This window comes from Streptomyces sp. NPDC041784, from assembly GCF_055591025.1.
On the sequence record NZ_JBVJAB010000003.1, the window covers coordinates 288,400 to 306,935 of the forward strand.

General features: G+C 71.4%; 12 protein-coding genes. 5 read left to right on the top strand and 7 right to left on the bottom strand.

The window, feature by feature from the left end; all coding sequences use genetic code 11:
- Positions 1 to 59 precede the first annotated feature (59 nt).
- The 7 genes from ACZ6D7_RS08000 to ACZ6D7_RS08030 are packed head-to-tail and all read right to left on the bottom strand — an operon-like array spanning position 60 to position 10,742.
- Positions 60 to 1,727 (bottom strand): histidinol-phosphatase, encoded by a 1,668-nt coding sequence (locus tag ACZ6D7_RS08000; RefSeq protein ID WP_469485210.1) that lies wholly within the window; start codon positions 1,725 to 1,727, stop codon positions 60 to 62.
- 20 nt (positions 1,728 to 1,747) lie between these two features.
- Positions 1,748 to 3,580 carry a LamG-like jellyroll fold domain-containing protein gene (locus tag ACZ6D7_RS08005; protein ID WP_469485213.1) on the bottom strand — a complete coding sequence of 611 codons (1,833 nt, stop codon included), beginning with the start codon at positions 3,578 to 3,580 and terminating at the stop codon, positions 1,748 to 1,750.
- A gap of 46 nt (positions 3,581 to 3,626) precedes the next feature.
- Positions 3,627 to 6,548, bottom strand: a complete 2,922-nt coding sequence (locus tag ACZ6D7_RS08010; RefSeq protein WP_469485216.1) for a glycoside hydrolase family 2 TIM barrel-domain containing protein — start codon at positions 6,546 to 6,548, stop codon at positions 3,627 to 3,629.
- A complete protein-coding gene (locus ACZ6D7_RS08015; RefSeq protein ID WP_469485219.1) occupies positions 6,545 to 7,408 on the bottom strand; it encodes a carbohydrate ABC transporter permease in 864 nt (287 codons plus the stop codon). The genes ACZ6D7_RS08010 and ACZ6D7_RS08015 overlap by 4 nt, the downstream gene beginning before the upstream one ends.
- Before the next feature lie 14 nt (positions 7,409 to 7,422).
- On the bottom strand, positions 7,423 to 8,379 hold the full coding sequence (locus tag ACZ6D7_RS08020) for a carbohydrate ABC transporter permease (protein ID WP_469485222.1): 957 nt from the start codon (positions 8,377 to 8,379) through the stop codon (positions 7,423 to 7,425).
- Positions 8,379 to 9,665: an ABC transporter substrate-binding protein gene (locus ACZ6D7_RS08025; protein WP_469485225.1), complete on the bottom strand. Its 1,287-nt coding sequence runs from the start codon at positions 9,663 to 9,665 to the stop codon at positions 8,379 to 8,381. Before ACZ6D7_RS08025 ends, ACZ6D7_RS08020 begins: the two co-directional genes overlap by 1 nt.
- Positions 9,666 to 9,722: 57 nt before the next feature.
- Positions 9,723 to 10,742 (bottom strand): carbohydrate kinase family protein, encoded by a 1,020-nt coding sequence (locus ACZ6D7_RS08030; RefSeq protein ID WP_469485228.1) that lies wholly within the window; start codon positions 10,740 to 10,742, stop codon positions 9,723 to 9,725.
- 158 nt (positions 10,743 to 10,900) lie between these two features.
- On the opposite strand from ACZ6D7_RS08030, the gene ACZ6D7_RS08035 reads away from it, so the two are divergent.
- The 5 genes from ACZ6D7_RS08035 to ACZ6D7_RS08055 all read left to right on the top strand — a co-directional run bounded on the left by ACZ6D7_RS08035 (position 10,901) and on the right by ACZ6D7_RS08055 (position 18,523).
- A complete protein-coding gene (locus ACZ6D7_RS08035; RefSeq protein WP_469485230.1) occupies positions 10,901 to 11,665 on the top strand; it encodes a DeoR/GlpR family DNA-binding transcription regulator in 765 nt (254 codons plus the stop codon).
- Complete coding sequence (locus tag ACZ6D7_RS08040) at positions 11,662 to 12,999, top strand: 6-phospho-beta-glucosidase (protein WP_469485233.1); 1,338 nt, start codon at positions 11,662 to 11,664, stop codon at positions 12,997 to 12,999. Before ACZ6D7_RS08035 ends, ACZ6D7_RS08040 begins: the two co-directional genes overlap by 4 nt.
- A 72-nt stretch (positions 13,000 to 13,071) precedes the next feature.
- Positions 13,072 to 16,122: an alpha-mannosidase gene (locus tag ACZ6D7_RS08045; protein ID WP_469485236.1), complete on the top strand. Its 3,051-nt coding sequence runs from the start codon at positions 13,072 to 13,074 to the stop codon at positions 16,120 to 16,122.
- A gap of 79 nt (positions 16,123 to 16,201) precedes the next feature.
- Entirely contained in the window at positions 16,202 to 17,452 is a 1,251-nt protein-coding gene (locus tag ACZ6D7_RS08050) for an alpha-L-fucosidase (RefSeq protein WP_469485239.1), read from the top strand.
- A 186-nt stretch (positions 17,453 to 17,638) separates the two neighbouring features.
- Positions 17,639 to 18,523, top strand: a complete 885-nt coding sequence (locus tag ACZ6D7_RS08055) for a sulfotransferase family protein (protein ID WP_469485241.1) — start codon at positions 17,639 to 17,641, stop codon at positions 18,521 to 18,523.
- Positions 18,524 to 18,536 lie beyond the last annotated feature (13 nt).

Sequence of the window (18,536 nt, forward strand, 5' to 3'; positions counted from 1 at the left end):
GAACCGCGGGACCGTCGTGGCCGGTCGCGCAGTTCCCCGCGCCCCTTTCAGCGGCGCCTTCAGCGCACGACGTCCACGAAGATCGGGTTCGAGTAGAACCACGTGTCGGCCCACGGGTCGCCGTCGCCCGGAGCGTGGGTGAGCGGGCCGTGCGGGTCGATCGACGCGCCGAGGTAACCGGTCCCGTGACGGTTGCCGTCGCTGCCGCGCAGCCGGACGTAGAAGGACTCCGCGCCGACCGTCACCGGGACGCGCAGGGTGTACGTCCCCTTCCGGCCGCTCACGTCCTTGGACCAGGCGACCTTGGTGTCCGGCGCCTTCCAGGTGTCCCGGTCGGAGACGGGACCGCGCACCGCGCCGCGGATGACGTCCACGTGCGCCAGCTCCGGCAGGATCCCCTGGGGGTTGCGGCGGGACGCGGAGGTCACGGTGATCTCCAGCGTGAGCCTCTCGCCGCGGCGGACCCGCAGCCGGCCGCCCAGCGTGACACCCCGCCCGTTGCCGTGCTCCCGCCGCAGCCGCACCTCCAGCCCGTCGACCAGATGCCCGTGGTCGACCCAGACCCGGCCCTCGCGCAGGCCCGTCATCACCGCCCGGTAGCCGTAGCGGGTCACGCCCACGTGGGTGCGGCTGAACTGGCCCGGCCAGAAGTCGCTGCCCGGCTGCGGGGTGTCGGTGTTCACCGGGTCCGGCAGCCTGCCGTTGGTGTCGAAGTTCTGCCCGGCCGGCCAGTCGCCGTTCTTCCACGTGTCGAAGACGGTCCGGTGGTTGTCGGAGTTCGTGGTGATCGAGAACAGGCGGCCTTCGGCCAGCATGGAGTCCCACAGCCCGCCGACCGTCGCGGTCGCCCAGTCGAAGCCGCCGTACGTGAGGTAGGCGTCCGCCGGGTAGCCCGCGTGCGACTGGGCGGTCGGCTTGTTCTCGTACTCGCCCCGGATCGACGTGGTGCCGCGCCAGCCGGGGATCGCCGCGCCCTGGGCGCCGGGCGCACCCTCCATGCCGATCACGATCTCGGGGGCCGCGTCGCGCCAGTTGCGCATCTCGTGCGGTGAGTCGATGCCGAGGCGCAGCGGGTGGTTGGCGAGGACGAGGACGTCGTCGACATAGCCCGTGCGGCGCTGCTCGGCCAGCCACTTGACGGCCTGCACGGCGTGCGCCTCGTTGCGGGCGGTGTCGGCCGCGCCGGCGGCGCCCTCGGTGTAGCCGAGCAGCTTGCCGTCGTAGGCCAGCTCGAACCGGGTGAGCAGGTCGACCTCGTGCGGGCCGGGCGCCGCGAACACCGTGCAGTGCTCGGCCGCCGGGATGTACCACTCCAGGCCCTGGAAGATCAGCTGGCGTGGGTTCTCGGCGCGGGCCGCGAGGATCTCCTGGTGCTCCAGCGCGGCGCCGTGGCGGGCGTGCCCGAAGTTGGAGTGCTCGTTGAACACCATCCAGTCCAGGCCGTACCGGGCGGCGGCCCGGGCCTGCTGGGAGAAGGTGTACTTCGCGTCGTGGCTGTAGACGGAGTGGACGTGGTGGTCGCCGACCAGGTAGGCGAGACGGGGGTCCTCACCGCCGTGGTCCCGACCGGCGGCGGCGACGGCCGGGGTGGCCGCCCCGCCCAGCGCGAACGCGGCCCCGAACAGGCCCGCGCGGCGCAGGAGTCCGCGCCGGGACACGCCCTGGTCGTCGAGGTCGGCGGGGGAGACGGACGGATCTGCCCAGGCGGGCAGCTGCTGCTCGGTCACGATGATCCTCGAAACGGTGGTCAGTGGTTCATGAAGGACGTCACGGGCAGCGCGCGTTCGACGATCCGGACGTCGCCGAGGCGGCCGTGCAGGATCTGGTCGATCGTGCCGCCGTACTCGTAGCCGCCGAGCAGCCACGGCAGCCCGACGGAGGTGATGCCGGCCGAGGCCGCCTTCGGGTTGCGCACGACCGGGCAGCCCTCGACGTACAGCGTGGTGTGCCTGCCGTCGTTGACGACGGCGAGGTGCCACCAGGTCTCCAGCGGCGTCTCCTGGCCCCAGTTGGTGGCGATGCCCTCCTGGTTCAGCGGGCGCATCGCCCACTGCGGCTCCCGGTCGTTGGAGAGGGAGAGCGTGGCGAGCGGCTCGTCGGGGTCGTCGCCAGTCTTGCCCGCGGCGCCACCCGTGCCCGTACGGCTGACCAGTCCCGACCAGGCGTGGTGCGCGGGGTCCCAGTCGGCCGGCAGGCGGTAGAACGCCTCGATGGTGTAACCCGCCCCGAATGTCGCCGAGTTGAGCGGCGCGCCGTCGACCGTGCGCAGATACGCCCCCGTCAGCGGCGACTTGAACCCCTGGAACTCCAGGCTGCCGTGGCCCGGCTGGTCGGGGTGGTGGTCCGGCGACCAGCCGAGCGCGCCGCCGCCGACCGTGACGACGGTGAGGTCGTTGCCCCGTCCGGACAGGTCGCGGACGGTGCCGGAGGAGACGGCCGCGTCGAACCGCCAGTACGCCATCGTGCCCGGGACGACGACCTTCGACGCGGGACGGGCGGGACGCGCCGGCACCGGGTCGAAGCCGGAGAAGCGCTCGGCGAAGTCGATGTCGACGGAGAACCGGTCGGCGTCGCCGCTGAGTTCGATCTCCTGCCGCTCCAGCGCGTTGATCCCCTTGGCGGCCCGGCCGAGGATCCACGGCGAGACCGTCTCGATGTCGATGACGCCGCGGTCGAGGTCGAAGCGGTAGAGGCGGATCATCGCCGCACCGCCGAAGTAGCGGTTCTGGTAGTTCGTCAGGTGCAGATGGACGTCATGTCCCGCCGCGTTCTTGCGGGTCGCCCGCCCGGCCGGCCAGTAGTGGCCGTTGAGGGTCAGGAAGATCTGGTCGTGGTCCTCGATCAGCCGGTCCCACAGCTGCTGCCCGTAGCCCGACAACGTGTCGTCCTCGACGACCAGTTCGTGCGTGGTGAGGACGACCGGGGTCCTCGGATGCGCGGCGAGGACGTCCTTCGCCCAGGCGTACCCCTGCGCCGACAGCCGCCAGTCCAGCGCCAGCACCATCCAGTCGCGCCCGGCCGCCCGGAACAGGTGGAAGGTGTTGTAGCCGTCCGGGGAGGCCCCGCCGAAGGTGGACTTCCCCTTCAGCCGCCGCGGTCCGAAGGTGTCCAGGTACGCCGACGCGCCGCGCTGGTCGGTCGTCGACGACTTCACGTCGTGGTTGCCGGCCAGCACGCTGTAGCCCACCCCGCGCCGGTCCAGCAGCTCGAACGCCTCGCCGATGGCGGCGAACTCGGCGACGGCGCCGTTCTGCGTGAGATCGCCGAGGTGGGACAGGAACACGATGTTCTCGGCGTTCTCGCCCCCATGCTCCAGCAGATGGCGCAGCGACGCCTCCACGGGCGCCTTGTCGATGCTCGGCCCGTCGAAGAGGTACTGCGTGTCGGGCATCACGGCGAGCGTGAAGCGACGGCTGTCGGGATCGGGACGCCACCGGGACACGGTCGCCTCGGCGGTGGCCGGCAGCGCGACCGTGGCCGTGGCGGCGGCGCCCAGCAGCGCGGTGGCCCGCAGGAAACCGCGGCGTCCGGCACCGGCCTGCGCGGCCTCGCCCGGTTCATGGGCATGCGAAGTACACACGTGTGCTCCGTAGGAAGCTCTGGGGAAGTCCGTGGGTGGGAAGCGGTCACAGCACGCGCAGGGTCCAGCTCCAGCGGTGGACGCCCGGTGCGACGAGGTAGGAGGGGAAGGTGTCGGGGCCGCACGAGGCCGTGCCCAGGCCCCGGTGGACCGCGTCGAGGTGCACCACGCACCCGGCGCGCGGCACGAGTTGGTCATGGTGGGCGACGGCGGTCAGGTCCTCGGCGCGGTACCGCGTGACGGACACCTGCCGCGGCTCGTCCAGCGCGACCGCGAGACCGGTGGCGTCCGGCGCGGACAGCGTGAAGCGCCGTACGCCGTGCCGGCCGCCGCTCTCCTGCGGGCGTAGATACGGGGTGAACAGCTCGTCGACGGCAAGCGCGTGATGGCCCACCGGCGCACCGCCGCTGCGGTCGGGGTACGACTCCCAGGGCCCCTGCCCGAACCACTCCAGCAGGTCCAGCCCCGCGACCGTCTCGAAGACCGTCCCGACCCGGGCCACGTCGTCGAACTCTTCGGGCAGCTCGGCCTGTTCGTCGATCCGCACACCGCCCTCGACGGGGGTGAGGACCTGCCGGTGCCGGACCACGCCCGTGGTGCCCGCGTACTCCGCGAGCACGGTCACCGACGGGCCGTCGCGCCGGACCGACACGACCTTGCGCACGAGCGCGTCCAGCCCCCAGGCCCGCCAGCGCGGCGCCATGCCGCCCAGTTCGTCGTTGTCGGTGGGTGCCCGCCACAGCGACAGCGTGGGAGCGGCGGTCAGCAGCGGATGGACCAGCAGTCCGTCCGCGTCGACCTCGACCGGGCCGCCGGCCACCGGGTCCTTCGCCCGTACGGCCGCCCGCAGCAGCACCTGCGGCGCGCACACCTCCGTGCCGCGCGGCGCCCACGCCAGGTCCTGCGCGGTCGTCACCCGCAGCGTCAGCCACGCCTCGCCGCCGTCCTCCGGCAACGCGAGGGGAAGCGGTATCACGGCTGTCTCCCCCGGCAGCAGCGAGGGGATCTCGGCGGCGGCGGTCAGCGTACGGCCGTCCGCCAGCGCCAGCTCCCAGGTGCCCGCGAGCCAGTCCAGGCCCCGGAAGTGCTGGTGGTTGGAGACGACCAGCCCCTCGTGCCGGTACAGCTTCAGCCGCAGCGGCGCCGCGATCTCCCGGTGCTCGTACATCACGGGCTTCGGGGTGCGGTCGGGGAAGACCACGCCGTCCGCGATGAACGCGCCGTCGTGGTCCTTCTCGCCGAAGTCGCCGCCGTACGCCCACCGGTACCCGGGTGCGGCGACACCGTTGTCGTAGAGCCCGGCACCCCCACGCCCGACCGGTCTTCCGTCGTTCACGCTCTGGAGGATTCCGTGGTCCCAGAACTCCCAGATGAACCCGCCCTGAAGACCGGGGGTGGCCTCGATGGCAGCCCAGTGGTCGGCCAGCGTGCCGTTGCTGTTGCCCATCGCGTGCGAGTACTCGCACTGGATCAGCGGCTTGGTCTGCTCCCCGGACAGCGCGTGCGCCACGCACTCGTCCAGCGGCGCGTACATCGGGCAGGCGATGTCGGAGGCCAGGTCCGGGTCCGCCCAGCCGCGCTTGGCCGCCCCCTCGTACTGCAGCGGCCGGGTCGGGTCGTGCCGGCGCACCCAGCCGGCGGCCGCGTCGTGGTTGGCCCCGTAGTCCGACTCGTTGCCCAGCGACCAGATGATGACCGACGGATGGTTCTTGTCCCGCAGCACCATGCGCGAGACCCGGTCCACGAAGGCGTTCAGATAGCGTGGGTCGTCGGCGATCTCGTGGGCGTGGTCGTGCGACTCGAGATCCGCCTCGTCGACGACGTAGAAGCCCAGCTCGTCGGCCAGGTCGTACAGCGTCGGGTCGTTCGGATAGTGCGCGGTGCGGATCGCGTTGAAGCCGAACCGCTTCAGCAGGACCAGGTCCGCGCGCATGTCGTCGTACGACACCGTCCGCCCCGTCAGCGGATGGAAGTCGTGCCGGTTCACGCCCCGGATGTAGACGCGCTCCCCGTTGACCAGCAGGTCACGGCCCACGACCTCGACGTCCCGGAAGCCGATCCGGTGGTGCGAGGTGTCGGCGACCGTGCCGTCGGCGCGGTGCAGCCGGACCGTCAGCCCGTACAGCTCGGGTGTCTCCGCGGTCCAGGGCCGCACCTCGGGCACGCGCGCGTGCAGCCGCGCCTCGCCGAGGAAGGCGGAGACCCGTTCCTCCTCGGCGTTGGCCAGGTCGAACGCGGCGTCCTGGGTGAGCGCCAGCCCGTCCAGCTCCCCGCTCAGGTACCACCCCTCGGGCAGCGCCCCGCCCGCGTCCCGCACGAGGCAGTCGACCCGCAGCTCCCCGTCGAGCCCGGCCCGCACGCTCACGTCGGCCAGATGCAGCGGGTCGGTGGCGTACAGCAGCACCGGGCGGGTGATCCCGCCGTGCCACCAGTGGTCCTGGTCCTCGATGTGCGAGGCGTCCGACCACTTGACGACGGTCAGCCGCAGCACGGCCCGCCCGCCGGGGTGGACCAGCGCCGTCAGATCGAACTCGGCGGCCAGATGGGAGTCCTTGGACACGCCGACGGGCCGCCCGTCCACGTGCACCAGCAGCACGCTCTCGGCGGCCCCGACCTGGAGCACGATCCGCCGGCCGGCCCAGTCGGCGGGGACGTCGACCTCCCGCTCGTACACGCCCGTCGGGTTGTGGCCGGCCGGTGCGTGCGGCGGGAACTCGGCGAACGGCATCCGGATGTTCAGGTACCGCGGCAGGTCGTCCGTGTCCTGCATGGTCCACACGCCGGGCACGGCCGCGGTCGACCACGCACCGCCGGCCGGCGCGTGCGGAGCGGGCAGCAACCGGAAGCGCCAGTCGCCGTCCAGGGAGTGTGCTCCGGCGCGCCGGTCGACGGCGTTCATGGGCAACCGCCCCCAGGAGGTCACCTCCGGTGACTCCCAGGGGCGGAGCGCCAGCAGGGGATCCGTCACTTGATGGCTCCCTTGGCGAGATCCCCGATGATCTGGCGGGCACCGATCGCGAACACGATCAGCAGCGGGATCAGCGCGAGCAGTGCGCCGGTCATGACCATTCCGTAGTCCGTCGTTCCGTGGGTGCCGTTGAGCTGGGACAACGCCACCTGGAGGGTGACGTTGTCCGGGTCGGTGAGGGCGATCAGGGGCCAGGCGTAGTCGTTCCACTGGCCCATGAAGGTGAAGATGCCGAGGAAGGCCAGGCCCGGCCGGACCACCGGGAGGGCCACGTGCCAGTACTGGCGCAGGAAGTTCGCCCCGTCGATCCGCGAGGCGTCCAGCAGCTCGTCGTGGATGGCGCTCTTCATGTACTGGCGCATCCAGAAGATGCCGAACGCGTTGGCCGCCGCCGGCACGATCAGCGAGGTCATCGAGCCGATCCAGCCGAGCTTCGCCATGATCACGAACTGCGGGATGGCCGCGAGCTGCGCCGGCACCATGAAGATGACCATGAGCAGAGCGAACAGCGCGTTCTTGCCCGGGAACTCGAACTTGGCGAAGACGAAGGCCGCCAGCGAGTCGAAGAGCAGGACCAGGAAGGTCACCGAGCCCGCCACCAGCAGCGAGTTGGCCATCGAGCCGAAGAAGTCGATGTTGTCGAAGAGACTGCGGGCGTTCTGCAGGAAGTGCGTACCGGGCAGCAGCTTCGGCGGGTAGGAGAAGATCTCGCTCGACGTGTGCGTCGACATGATGACGGCCCAGTAGAACGGGAAGGCCGAGAGCAGCAGTCCGACGACCAGGACGGCGTGCAGGGCGATGCCCCGGCCGCGCGTTCCCTTGATGGCCTTCGGCCGGCGTGTGCCGTGGATGGATGCCATGGTGAGCGGCCTCCCTAGTCTTCGCCCCGGCGCTGCACCAGGCGCCAGTTGATGATCGAGAAGAGGATGACGACGAGGAAGATGCCCCAGGCCACGGCGGCGCCGTAGCCGAAGTCGTTGTTGTCGAAGGTCTGCTGGAAGAAGTAGAGGACCATCGTCCGGCCGGCGTGGCCCGGACCGCCCGAGAACGTCGAGTCGTTGGCGGTCGTCTGGAGCAGCACCTGCGGTTCGGAGAAGCTCTGCAGACCGGTGACCGTGGAGACCACGAGCACGAACAGCAGCACCGGCCGCATCATCGGCAGCGTGATCCGGAAGAAGGTCTGCACGGGACCGGCACCGTCCATCCGGGCCGCCTCGTACAGCTCGCCCGGGATGGTCTGGAGCCCGGCGAGGAAGATGATCGCGTTGTAGCCGGTCCACTGCCAGGTCATCAGCGTGGCGATGGCGACCTTGATGCCCCACGGCGTGTTCAGCCAGGCGATCTGGTCGATGCCCACCGCCTGCAACAGGGCGTTCACCAGGCCGAAGTTGGTGGAGAACACCGAGCCGAAGATGATCGCGACGGCCACCACCGAGGTGACGTTCGGCAGGAAGTAGGCGAAGCGGTAGACGTTCTTGAAGCGGACCGCCGAGTTGAGCAGCACGGCCGTCACCATCGCCAGGAAGATCATGGGGAAGGTGGCCAGCGCCCAGATGACGATGGTGTTCCCGACCGAGCTCCAGAAGTCGCTGTCGCCCAGCAGGTACTGGTACTGCGACAGCCCCGCCCACTCCATGGTGCCGAGCCCGTCCCAGCGGTGCAGGGAGACGTAGAGCGAGAAGCCGACCGGGATCAGGCCGAAGCAGAGGAAGAGGAGGTAGAAGGGCGAGATCGCGGCGTAGAGGTGCCAGTACCTGCGCAGACCCTTCCTGGGCTGCGGGGCGGCCGGCTGCCGGGTGGCCGCCGGGGGCGTCTCCAGCGTGGTGGCCATCAGTAGCTCACCCCCAGGTGCTTCGCGATGCGCCGGCACTTGCTCATGGCGTCACTCCAGGCCTTCTCCGGGTCCTTGCCGAGGACGCCGACGTTCTTGATCTCGTCCTTGAGGGGCTGCCCGAGCGCCACGTCGTACGGGCTGTTGTAGGCGACCGTGATCTTCTGCGCGGCGGGCCCGAAGACGTCCATCGTGACCTGCCCGCCGAAGAACGGGTCGGGCTCACGGAGCGTCTTGAGGCTGTAGGAGGCGGGGGTGGACGGGAACAGGCCCGCGTCCACGAAACCCTGTGCCTGGTTCGCCGCGTCGAGGATCCAGGTGATGATCCGGAAGGCCTGTTCGGGCTCGCGGCAGGCCTTGGTGATCGACAGGAACGACCCGCCGTTGTTGGCGGGCCGAACCGGCATCTGGGCCACCCGCCAGCGGCCCTTGGTCTTCGGTACGCCGTTCTTGAGGTCGCCGGTGTTCCACGAGGCGTTGAGCTGGCTGGGCAGCTTGCCGTCCTGGACGGCGGAGAGCTGGTCCGGAGTGCCGCTCACCAGGTCGGAGACGATTCCGCGCCGCTTCGCCTCCACGGCCAGTGCCCAGGCGTCGCGCACATGCTCCTGGTCACCGATGAAGTGGCGGTCCTTGTCGACGTAACGCCTGCTGCCCTGCTGCACCACGTTCTCGAAGACCACGTTGACGTCGGTGAGCAGATAGGTCCCCGGAACGCGCTTGCGCAACTGTTCCCCGGCCGCGAAGAACTTCTCCCAGGTGTCCAGCTCCGCCGACACGTCGTCGGGCTCGTACGCCAGCCCGGCCTTGCGGAAGATCTCGTACTGGTAGTAGTGCGCGACCGGACCGCAGTCGATCGGGAAGCCGACCATCGTGCCGTCGTCGGCGATGCCCTGGTCCCACTTCCAGGACAGGTACCGGCTGCGGTACTTCTCCGCGCCCAGCGTCCGCAGATCCACGAACTGGTCCGCGTTGGGCAGGTAGGACGCCATGTCCTCGCCCTTGAGGCCCGCGATGTCGGGCACGTGGGCCCGGCCGGCCATGGTGGTGATCAGCTTCGAGCGGTAGTAGCCGCCGATCTTGATGGCACGGAGGTCGACCGTGCCGCCGTAGCGGGCTCTGGCCTTCTCGACGACCGTGTCGCCCAGGCCGCCGTCCCAGTACCACAGGACCATGTTCCGGCCGGTGGAACCGGTCGGAACGGCACAGCCGGACGCCAGGCCGCCGAGTGCCGTGGCGGCCGTACCGGCCAGGCCCGCGCGCAGCAGGCCTCTTCGTGAGAGCCGCACAGCTCCCACCGCCTTTCGGATCTGTTCGGGACTTCGCAATGGTTGCGTGGGGGGAGGTCAGTGCTGCCGGGCGGGCGGGGTGACCGGCGCGTACCGGACCGGGGGGCCGGGGTCGGCCGGGAGGCGGTCCGCGAGGAAGCCGTACGCCCGCCGCAGACCGGGATCGGTGAGCGAGCGCCACCAGGCGTCGACGCCGTACCAGCCGGGCGCGGCCAGCGCGCCGCCGTGGTGCCGGACGGAGAGTCCGGCGGCGAGGACGGCGAAGCGCAGCCGTTCCTCCAGCGGCCAGCCGCCGAGCGAGGCCGCGACGAAGCTCGCGCCGAAGACGTCACCGGCGCCCGTCGCGTCCAGGACATCGATGTCAAGGGCCGGTACGTCCGCGTACTCCCCGGTGATCTGGTCGACGGCGAGGGCGCCGTCCCCGCCCCGGGTCACCACGGCGACCGGCACCAGCTCGGAGAGCGTGCCGAGGGCCGCGACCGCGCTCTCGGTGCGGGTGTAGGCCATCGCCTCGGTCTCGTTGGGGAGGAAGGCATGGCACAGGGCGAGCTGTTCGAGGAGGTCGGCGGACCACTGCCGGGTGGGGTCCCAGCCGACGTCCGCGAAGATCCGGGTGCCGTTCGCGGCGGCCTTGGCGAGCCAGGCCCGCGGCTCGGCCTCCAGGTGGACGAGTGCGGTGCGCGCCTCGGGAGGGTCGCCCATCAGCGTGTCCTGCGAGTACGGGGGCTCCTGGCCGTGGGTGACCAGGGCCCGGTCCTGCCCCTGGGCCAGGGCGACGGTGACCGGGGTGGGCCAGTCGTCCGCGACCCGGGAGAGCGAGAGGTCGACGCCTTCCTGGCCGGCCAGGACCTGCCGGCAGTAGCCGCCGTAGAAATCGTCTCCGAAGACGGTCGCCAGCGAGGTCCGCAGGCCGAAGCGGGAGGCGGCCACCGCCAGGTTGGCGATCCCGCCGGGGCCGCAGCCCATGCCGGCCGTCCAGATCTCCTCGCCCGGCGTGGGCGGGCCGCCCAGCCCCGTGAGGACGAGGTCGTAGAAGAGCAGCCCGGTCAGCAGCACATCGGGCCGGTCGTCGTCCACGTGCGCACTTCCTCTCGTCGGGAGAGTCCGTTCCAGTCGGAGCTCGTCAAAACTCTTCATTTCGGTGACCGGAATCGTGCGCTGCTCGCCGCCATTGGTCAATACCCGAGCAGAACTGAGCATGGAAATGATTGAAGATGACGAGTAGTGTTCATGGCGTGCTGGCAGAACGACGACATCAACTCATCCTGCGGGCCCTGCGCTCCGGCGGTCCCGCGGCCGTGACCGATCTCTCCGAACAGCTGGGCGTGAGCCCGGCCACGATCAGGCGTGACCTGGTCAAACTCGAGGAGGACGGCCTGCTGACCCGGGTCCACGGCGGCGCCGTCGTCGACGAGGGCGACCAGCCCTTCGCCGAGGTCGCCGAGATGCGCGTGGCCGAGAAGGACGCCATAGCCGCGCACGCGGCGGCGATGGTCGCGGACGGCCAGTCGGTGCTGCTCGACATCGGCACCACCGCCTACCGGCTGGCCCGCCAGCTGCACGGGCGCCGGCTCACCGTGATCACCAGCAACCTGGTGGTCTACGAGGAGCTGGCCGACGACGAGGGCATCGAGCTGGTGCTGCTCGGCGGCATGGTCCGCCGCGAGTACCGCTCCCTGGTCGGCTTCCTCACCGAGGACAACCTGCGCCAGCTCCACGCGGACTGGCTCTTCCTCGGCACCAGTGGAGTGCGCCCGGGCGGGCAGGTGATGGACACGACGGTCGTCGAGGTCCCGGTGAAGCGGGCCATGATCAAGGCCGGCGACCGGGTCGTCCTGCTCGCCGACGCGGCGAAGTTCCCGGGCACGGGCATGGCGAAGGTCTGCGGTCCCGAGGACCTGGACGTGGTGGTGACGAACGCGCCGGTCGACCCGGTGACCCGCTCCTCGCTGGAGGAGGCGGGCGTCGAGGTGACCGTGGCAGGAAAGGTGCAGACGTGAAGCTGACGATTCTGGGCGGCGGCGGGTTCCGGGTGCCGCTCGTGTATGGCGCGCTCCTCACGGACCGCGCCGAGGGGCGGGTCACGGACGTCGTCCTGCACGATCTGGACGAGGGCCGGCTCCACGCGGTCGCCCGGGTCCTGGCCGAACAGGCGGCCGGTGTCCCGGGCGCCCCCGCCGTGACGGCCACCACCGATCTGGACGAGGCCCTGCGCGGCGCCGACTTCATCTTCTCCGCGATCCGGGTCGGCGGCCTGGAGGGCCGCGCGAACGACGAGCGGGTGGCCTTGGCGGAGGGCGTCCTCGGCCAGGAGACGGTCGGCGCCGGGGGCATCGCCTACGGACTGCGCACCGTCCCGGTCGCCGTGGAGATCGCCCGGCGGGTGGCCCGGCTCGCCCCCGACGCCTGGTTGATCAACTTCACCAACCCGGCCGGCCTCGTCACCGAGGCGATGTCCCGCCACCTCGGCGACCGGGTCATCGGCATCTGCGACTCGCCGGTCGGCCTCGGCCGCCGGATCGCCCGGGTGCTCGGCGCGGACCCGAAGGAGGCGTGGATCGACTACGTCGGCCTCAACCACCTCGGCTGGGTCCGCGGCCTGCGGGTCGCCGGCCGCGACGAACTGCCCCGCCTGCTGGCCGACCCCGACCTGCTCGGCTCCTTCGAGGAGGGCAAGCTCTTCGGCGTCGACTGGCTGAAGTCCCTCGGCGCGATCCCCAACGAGTACCTGCACTACTACTACTTCAACCGCGAGGCCGTGCGCGCCTACCAGCAGGCCGAGAAGACCCGCGGCGCCTTCCTCGCCGACCAGCAGGCCCGCTTCTACGAGGAGATGCGCGACCCCGGCGCGGCGGCCCTGACCGCCTGGGACCGCACCCGCGCCGAGCGCGAGGCCACCTACATGTCCGAGAACCGGGAGACGGCCGGCGCGGGCGAACGCGACGCCGACGACCTCTCGGGCGGCTACGAGAAGGTGGCCCTCGCCCTGATGCGGGCCATCGCCCGCGACGAGCGCGCCACGCTCATCCTCAACGTGCGCAACCGCTCCACCCTCTCCACGCTCGACACGGACGCCGTGATCGAGGTCCCGTGCCTGGTCGACGCCAACGGCGCGCACCCGGTGGCCGTCGCCCCGCTGCCCGACCACGCCACCGGACTGGTGTGCGCGGTCAAGGCGGTGGAGCGCGAGGTGCTGGCCGCCGCCGAGTCCGGGTCCCGGGCGAGCGCGGTGAAGGCCTTCGCGCTGCACCCGCTCGTCGACTCCGTGAACGTCGCCCGCCGACTGGTCGAGGGCTACACCGAGGTCCACCCCGGGCTGGCGTACCTTAGGTAGCGCTGTTTCAGAAAGCGCTTTCCCCCTGCTTCTCCCAGCTCAGCTCGCACTCTCCCGCACTGGAGACCCTTCATGCACGACGAACGCCGCCGGATCGAGGAGCGCGTCGAGCGCGTCCACAACCAGCGCATCAAGCCCGCGATCTACGCGGCCGCCGTTCCCTTCGAGGTCGAGGCCTGGCAGGCGCCCGGGGAGCCCGTCCCCTTCCAGGAGGCCGCCGCCGCGACCTACGCGCCCTTCGCGATGGACACGCCCTGGGGACCGCCCTGGGGGACGACCTGGTTCCGGATGCGCGGTGAGGTGCCCGCCGAGTGGGCGGGGCGGCGCGTCGAGGCCGTCGTCGACCTCGGCTTCGTCGGCGACTGGCCCGGCAACCAGGCCGAGGCGCTGGTCCACCTGATGGACGGGACCCCGCTGAAGGCGGTCAACCCGCTCAACCAGTACGTGCCGGTCGGCAACCCGGCGCAGGGCGGCGAGCGCGTCGACTACCTGGTCGAGGCGGCCTCCAACCCGGACATCCTGGCGAACGACTTCGCGGGGCCGACCCCGCTCGGCGACGTCCTCACGGCGGGCGACAAGCCGCTGTACACCTTCAAGCGCGCCGACCTCGCCGTCCTCGACGAGAACGTCTGGCACCTCGACCTCGACCTCCAGGTGCTGCGCGAGCTGATGGTCCACCTCGGCGAGCACGAGCCGCGCCGCCACGAGATCATGCACGCCCTCGACCGGGCCATGGACGCCCTCGACCTGGACGACATCTCCGGCAGCGCCGCCGCCGTCCGCGAGGTGCTCGCCCCCGTCCTGGCCCGCCCCGCCCACGCCAGCGCCCACACCCTCTCCGGCGTCGGCCACGCCCATATCGACTCCGCCTGGCTCTGGCCGATCCGGGAGACCAAGCGCAAGACCTCCCGCACCTTCTCCAACGTCACGTCCCTGGCCGACGAGTACGAGGACTTCATCTTCGCCTGCTCCCAGGCCCAGCAGTACGAGTGGGTGCGCGACAACTACCCGCACGTGTGGGCCCGCATCCAGGACTCGGTGAAGAAGGGCCAGTGGGCCCCGGTCGGCGGCATGTGGGTGGAGGCCGACGGCAACCTGCCCGGCGGCGAGGCCATCGCCCGCCAGCTGATCCACGGCAAGCGGTTCTTCATCGAGCACTTCGGCATCGAGACCAAGGGCGTCTGGCTGCCGGACTCCTTCGGCTACACCGCCGCCTACCCGCAGCTCGCCAAGCTCGCCGGCAACGACTGGTTCCTCACCCAGAAGATCTCCTGGAACCAGACCAACAAGTTCCCCCACCACACCTTCTGGTGGGAGGGCATCGACGGCACCCGCATCTTCACCCACTTCCCGCCGATCGACACCTACAACGCCCGCTTCAGCGGCGAGGAGATGGAGCGCGCCGTCCGCAACTACTCGGAGAAGGGCGGCGGCACCCGCTCCCTCGCCCCCTTCGGCTGGGGCGACGGCGGTGGCGGACCCACCCGCGAGATCATGGAACGCGCGCGCCGCCTCGCCGACCTGGAGGGCTCGCCCAAGGTCGTCGTCGAGCACCCCGACGCGTTCTTCGCCAAGGCCCGCGAGGAGTACCCGGACGCCCCGGTCTGGGTCGGCGAGCTGTACCTGGAGCTGCACCGCGCCACGTACACCTCCCAGGCCCGCACCAAGCAGGGCAACCGGCGCAGCGAACACAAGCTGCGCGAGGCCGAGTTGTGGGCGACGACCGCCGCACTGCACGCGCCGGGCTACGCCTACCCGTACGAGAAGCTGGACCGGCTCTGGAAGACGGTGCTGCTGCACCAGTTCCACGACATCCTGCCCGGCTCGTCGATCGCCTGGGTGCACCGCGAGGCCGAGGCCGAGTACGCCCGGGTGGCGGGGGAGCTGGAGGAGCTGACCGCCGAGGCCCTCGCGGCGCTGGGCGGCGGCTCCGCCCGGGTCTTCAACACCAGCCCGTACGACCGCGCCGAGGTGGTCCGTACGGCCGACGGCGCGCCGGCGTACGTCGAGGTGCCCGCGAGCGGCAGCGCGCCCCTGGCCGCGGCACGGCCCGAGCACCCGGTGACGGTCTCCGGCCGGACCCTCGACAACGGCCTGGTCCGTGTGGAGGTCGCCGAGGACGGCACCCTGGCCTCGGTGTACGACCTGCGGGCGGGCCGCGAGGTCCTGGCCGGCCCCGGCAACCTGCTGCGCCTGCACACCGACCTGCCCAACTACTGGGACGCCTGGGACATCGACAAGCACTACCGCAACCGCTTCACGGACCTCCTGGAGCCGGACGCGGTGACGGTCGTCGAGGAGGACCCGCTGGTCGGCGCGGTCCGCGTCACCCGCTCCTTCGGCAAGGGCTCGACGCTCACCCAGACGATCACCGTCCGGGCCGGCAGCCCGCGCGTCGACTTCGAGACCGACATCGACTGGCACGAGGCCGAGAAGATCCTCAAGGCCGGCTTCCCGGTGGACGTCCGGGCCGCGCACTCCTCCGCCGAGATCCAGTTCGGCCACGTCCAGCGCCCCACGCACACCAACACCAGCTGGGAGGCGGCCCGCTTCGAGGTCTCCGGCCACCGCTGGGTGCACATCGCCGAGCCCGGCTACGGCGTCGCGGTCCTCAACGACTCGACGTACGGCCACGACGTCACCCGCACGGTCCGCGAGGACGGCGGGACGACCACCACGGTCGCCCTCAGCCTGGTCCGGGCCCCGCGTGTGCCGGACCCCGAGGCCGACCAGGGCCGGCACCGGTTCACGTACTCCCTGCTGCCCGGTGCCACGATCGGGGACGCGGTCGCCGAGGGCTACGCCCTCAACCTGCCGCTGCGGGTGGCGGACGCGGCCGGCGCCCCGGAGCCGGTCGTCTCCGTGGCCGGCGACGGCGTGACCGTCGAGGCGGTCAAGCTCGCCGACGACGCGTCCGGCGACGTGGTGGTCCGGCTGTACGAGTCCCGCGGCGGCCGCGCCCGGGGCGTCCTGCGCACCGGCTTCCCGCTGGCCGGCGCCGAGGTCACCGACCTGCTGGAGCGCCCGCTCGAGGCCGCGGAGATCACCGGGGACGGCACGGTCGCCGTCGCCCTGCGCCCCTTCCAGGTGCTGACGCTGCGGCTGCGGCGCGGCGGCCGGTAGGGCGGCGACGCACCGGGGCGGGCACGTCACTCGTGCCCGCCCCCGCCCGAAGTCCCTCTTACCGTCGAGGAGTTCAGCCGTGCCCATGCAACCCTGGTTCACCGAAGCCAAGTTGGGGATCTTCGTCCACTGGGGGATCTACGCCGTGGACGGTGTCCAGGAGTCCTGGTCGTTCTACGACGACATCGTCCCGTACGACCGGTACATGTCCCAGCTCGACCGCTTCACCGGCGCCCGCTACGACCCGAAGGCCTGGGCCGACCTCTTCGCCCGCGCGGGCGCGAGGTACGCCGTGCTGACGAGCCGTCACCATGACGGCGTCGCCCTGTGGGACACGGAGTACGGCGAGCTCAACCTGGGCCGCGACTACCTGACCGGGTACGCCGACGCCCTGCGCGAGCAGGGGCTCAAGGTCGGCCTGTACTACTCGCACTCCGACTGGAGCCATCCCGACTACGCCTCGACGCGCAAGCCGGGCCGGCCGCCCGAGCAGGAGGACAACCGCTACTCCGAGGTCGCGGCCGAGTTCGAGGACCTCGACGCCTGGGAGCGGTTCCTCGCCTACCGCGACGGCCAGATCCGTGAGCTGGCCTCCCGCTACCGGCCCGACCTGATGTGGTTCGACGGCGAGTGGGACCGCAGCGAGGAGCAGTGGCGGATCCCCGAACTCGCGGCGCTGATCCGCTCGTACTCCCCGGACGTCGTCTTCAACGCGCGCATGCTCGGCGAGGGCGACTACGCCACCCCCGAACAGGGCGCCCCCATCGAACCGCCGGACGGTCCCTGGGAGCTGTGTCTCACCATCAACGACTCGTGGGGCCACCAGCACCACGACCACAACCACAAGTCGCTCGCCCAGCTGATCCGCTACTTCACCGAGACCATCGGCGGGGGCGGCAACCTGCTGCTCGACGTCGGCCCCAGGGAGGACGGCACCATCCCGCGGCCGCAGGCCGAGCGCCTGGAGGGGCTGGGGGAGTGGATCCGCCGGCACGCCGACGCGGTGTACGGGACGGTGCGCGGGCTGCCGGCCGGGCACCACTACGGGCCCAGCACGCTCTCCGCCGACCGCCGCACGCTCTATCTGACCCTGTTCGACATCCCGCGCGCCGAGATCGGTCTGCGGGGCCTGGTCACCCCGGTGCGCCGGGTCACTGTGCTCGGCACCGGTACCCCGCTCGGCCACCGGGTCGTCGGCGGGCTGCACGAGGCGGTCGGTGTGGTCTGGATCGATCCGCCGGCCGCGTCCGACCTCGACCCGTACGCCACGGTGCTGGCCGTGGAACTGGACGGTGAGCTGGAGCTCTACCGGGGATCGGGCCGTTTCTGAGCCCGTCGGCCGGGCGGCTCCCAGGGAAAACCCAGACACTTCATATGAAGAATTAAGGAGCAGGTAAGAGCCCTGGTCACGGGCGGAATAGGGCGTTCCGTGACCAGGGCTGTTTCCTTGCGCGACACCTGGAGTTCGCCCGGGGCCCTGGGATGCGGGCGCACAGCGCGAGAGAAAGGTGTCACCGTGAGGGATCCGCGCATATCCGCGATCGGCCGGGGGCTGAAGCGCCGGGGACGGCTGATGAAGGAGGCCGTCAGCCCGCCGCGGCGCACCCTGGACGCCATCCCCTCCCCCCGCTCCGAGCCCGGGGCCGGCACCGTCTCGTACACGGCCCCGCCGACGCCCCGGCTGGTGGAGTCCCCGGTGTTCGTGCTCTCGTCGGTGCGCTCCGGGTCGACCCTGCTGCGGGTGCTGCTCAACAGCCACAGCCGGATCCGCGCCCCGCACGAGATGCATCCGCGCACCCTGCACGTCCGGCTGAGCCGGGACTTCACCGGGGAGGCGATGAAGGCGCTGGAACTCGACCGGACCGAGCTGGAACACCTGCTCTGGGACCGGGTGCTGCACCTCGAACTCGTCCGCAGCGGCAAGGACGTCATCGTCGACAAGACCCCGCCCAACACCCTCATCTGGCCCCGGCTGCGCCGATGTTGGCCCCAGGCGCGCCACATCCTGCTGCTGCGCCACCCCGGCGCGGTGATCGCCTCCCTGACCGACCGCCGCAAGGACCCCGACCACGCGGCGATCCGTGCCGAGGTGCTGGGCTACGCCGAGAAGCTGGAGGAGGCCCGGCAGAGCCTCGACGCGTACGTGGTGACGTACGAGGATCTGACCGGCGACCCGGAGCGCACGACCCGGGGGCTGTGCGAGTACCTCGGGGTGCCGTGGGAGCCCGGCATGCTGGAGTACGGCAGCCGCGACCACGGCGCCTTCCGGCCGCAGCTGGGCGACTGGTCCCGCACCATCAGGTCGGGCCGCATCCAGCCGGCCCGCGCCGCGGACCCGGGACGGGAACTGCCGCCCCGGCTGGTGGAGATCGCGCGGGCCTGGGGGTACCCGGCCGGCTGAGGTGGGACGAGCG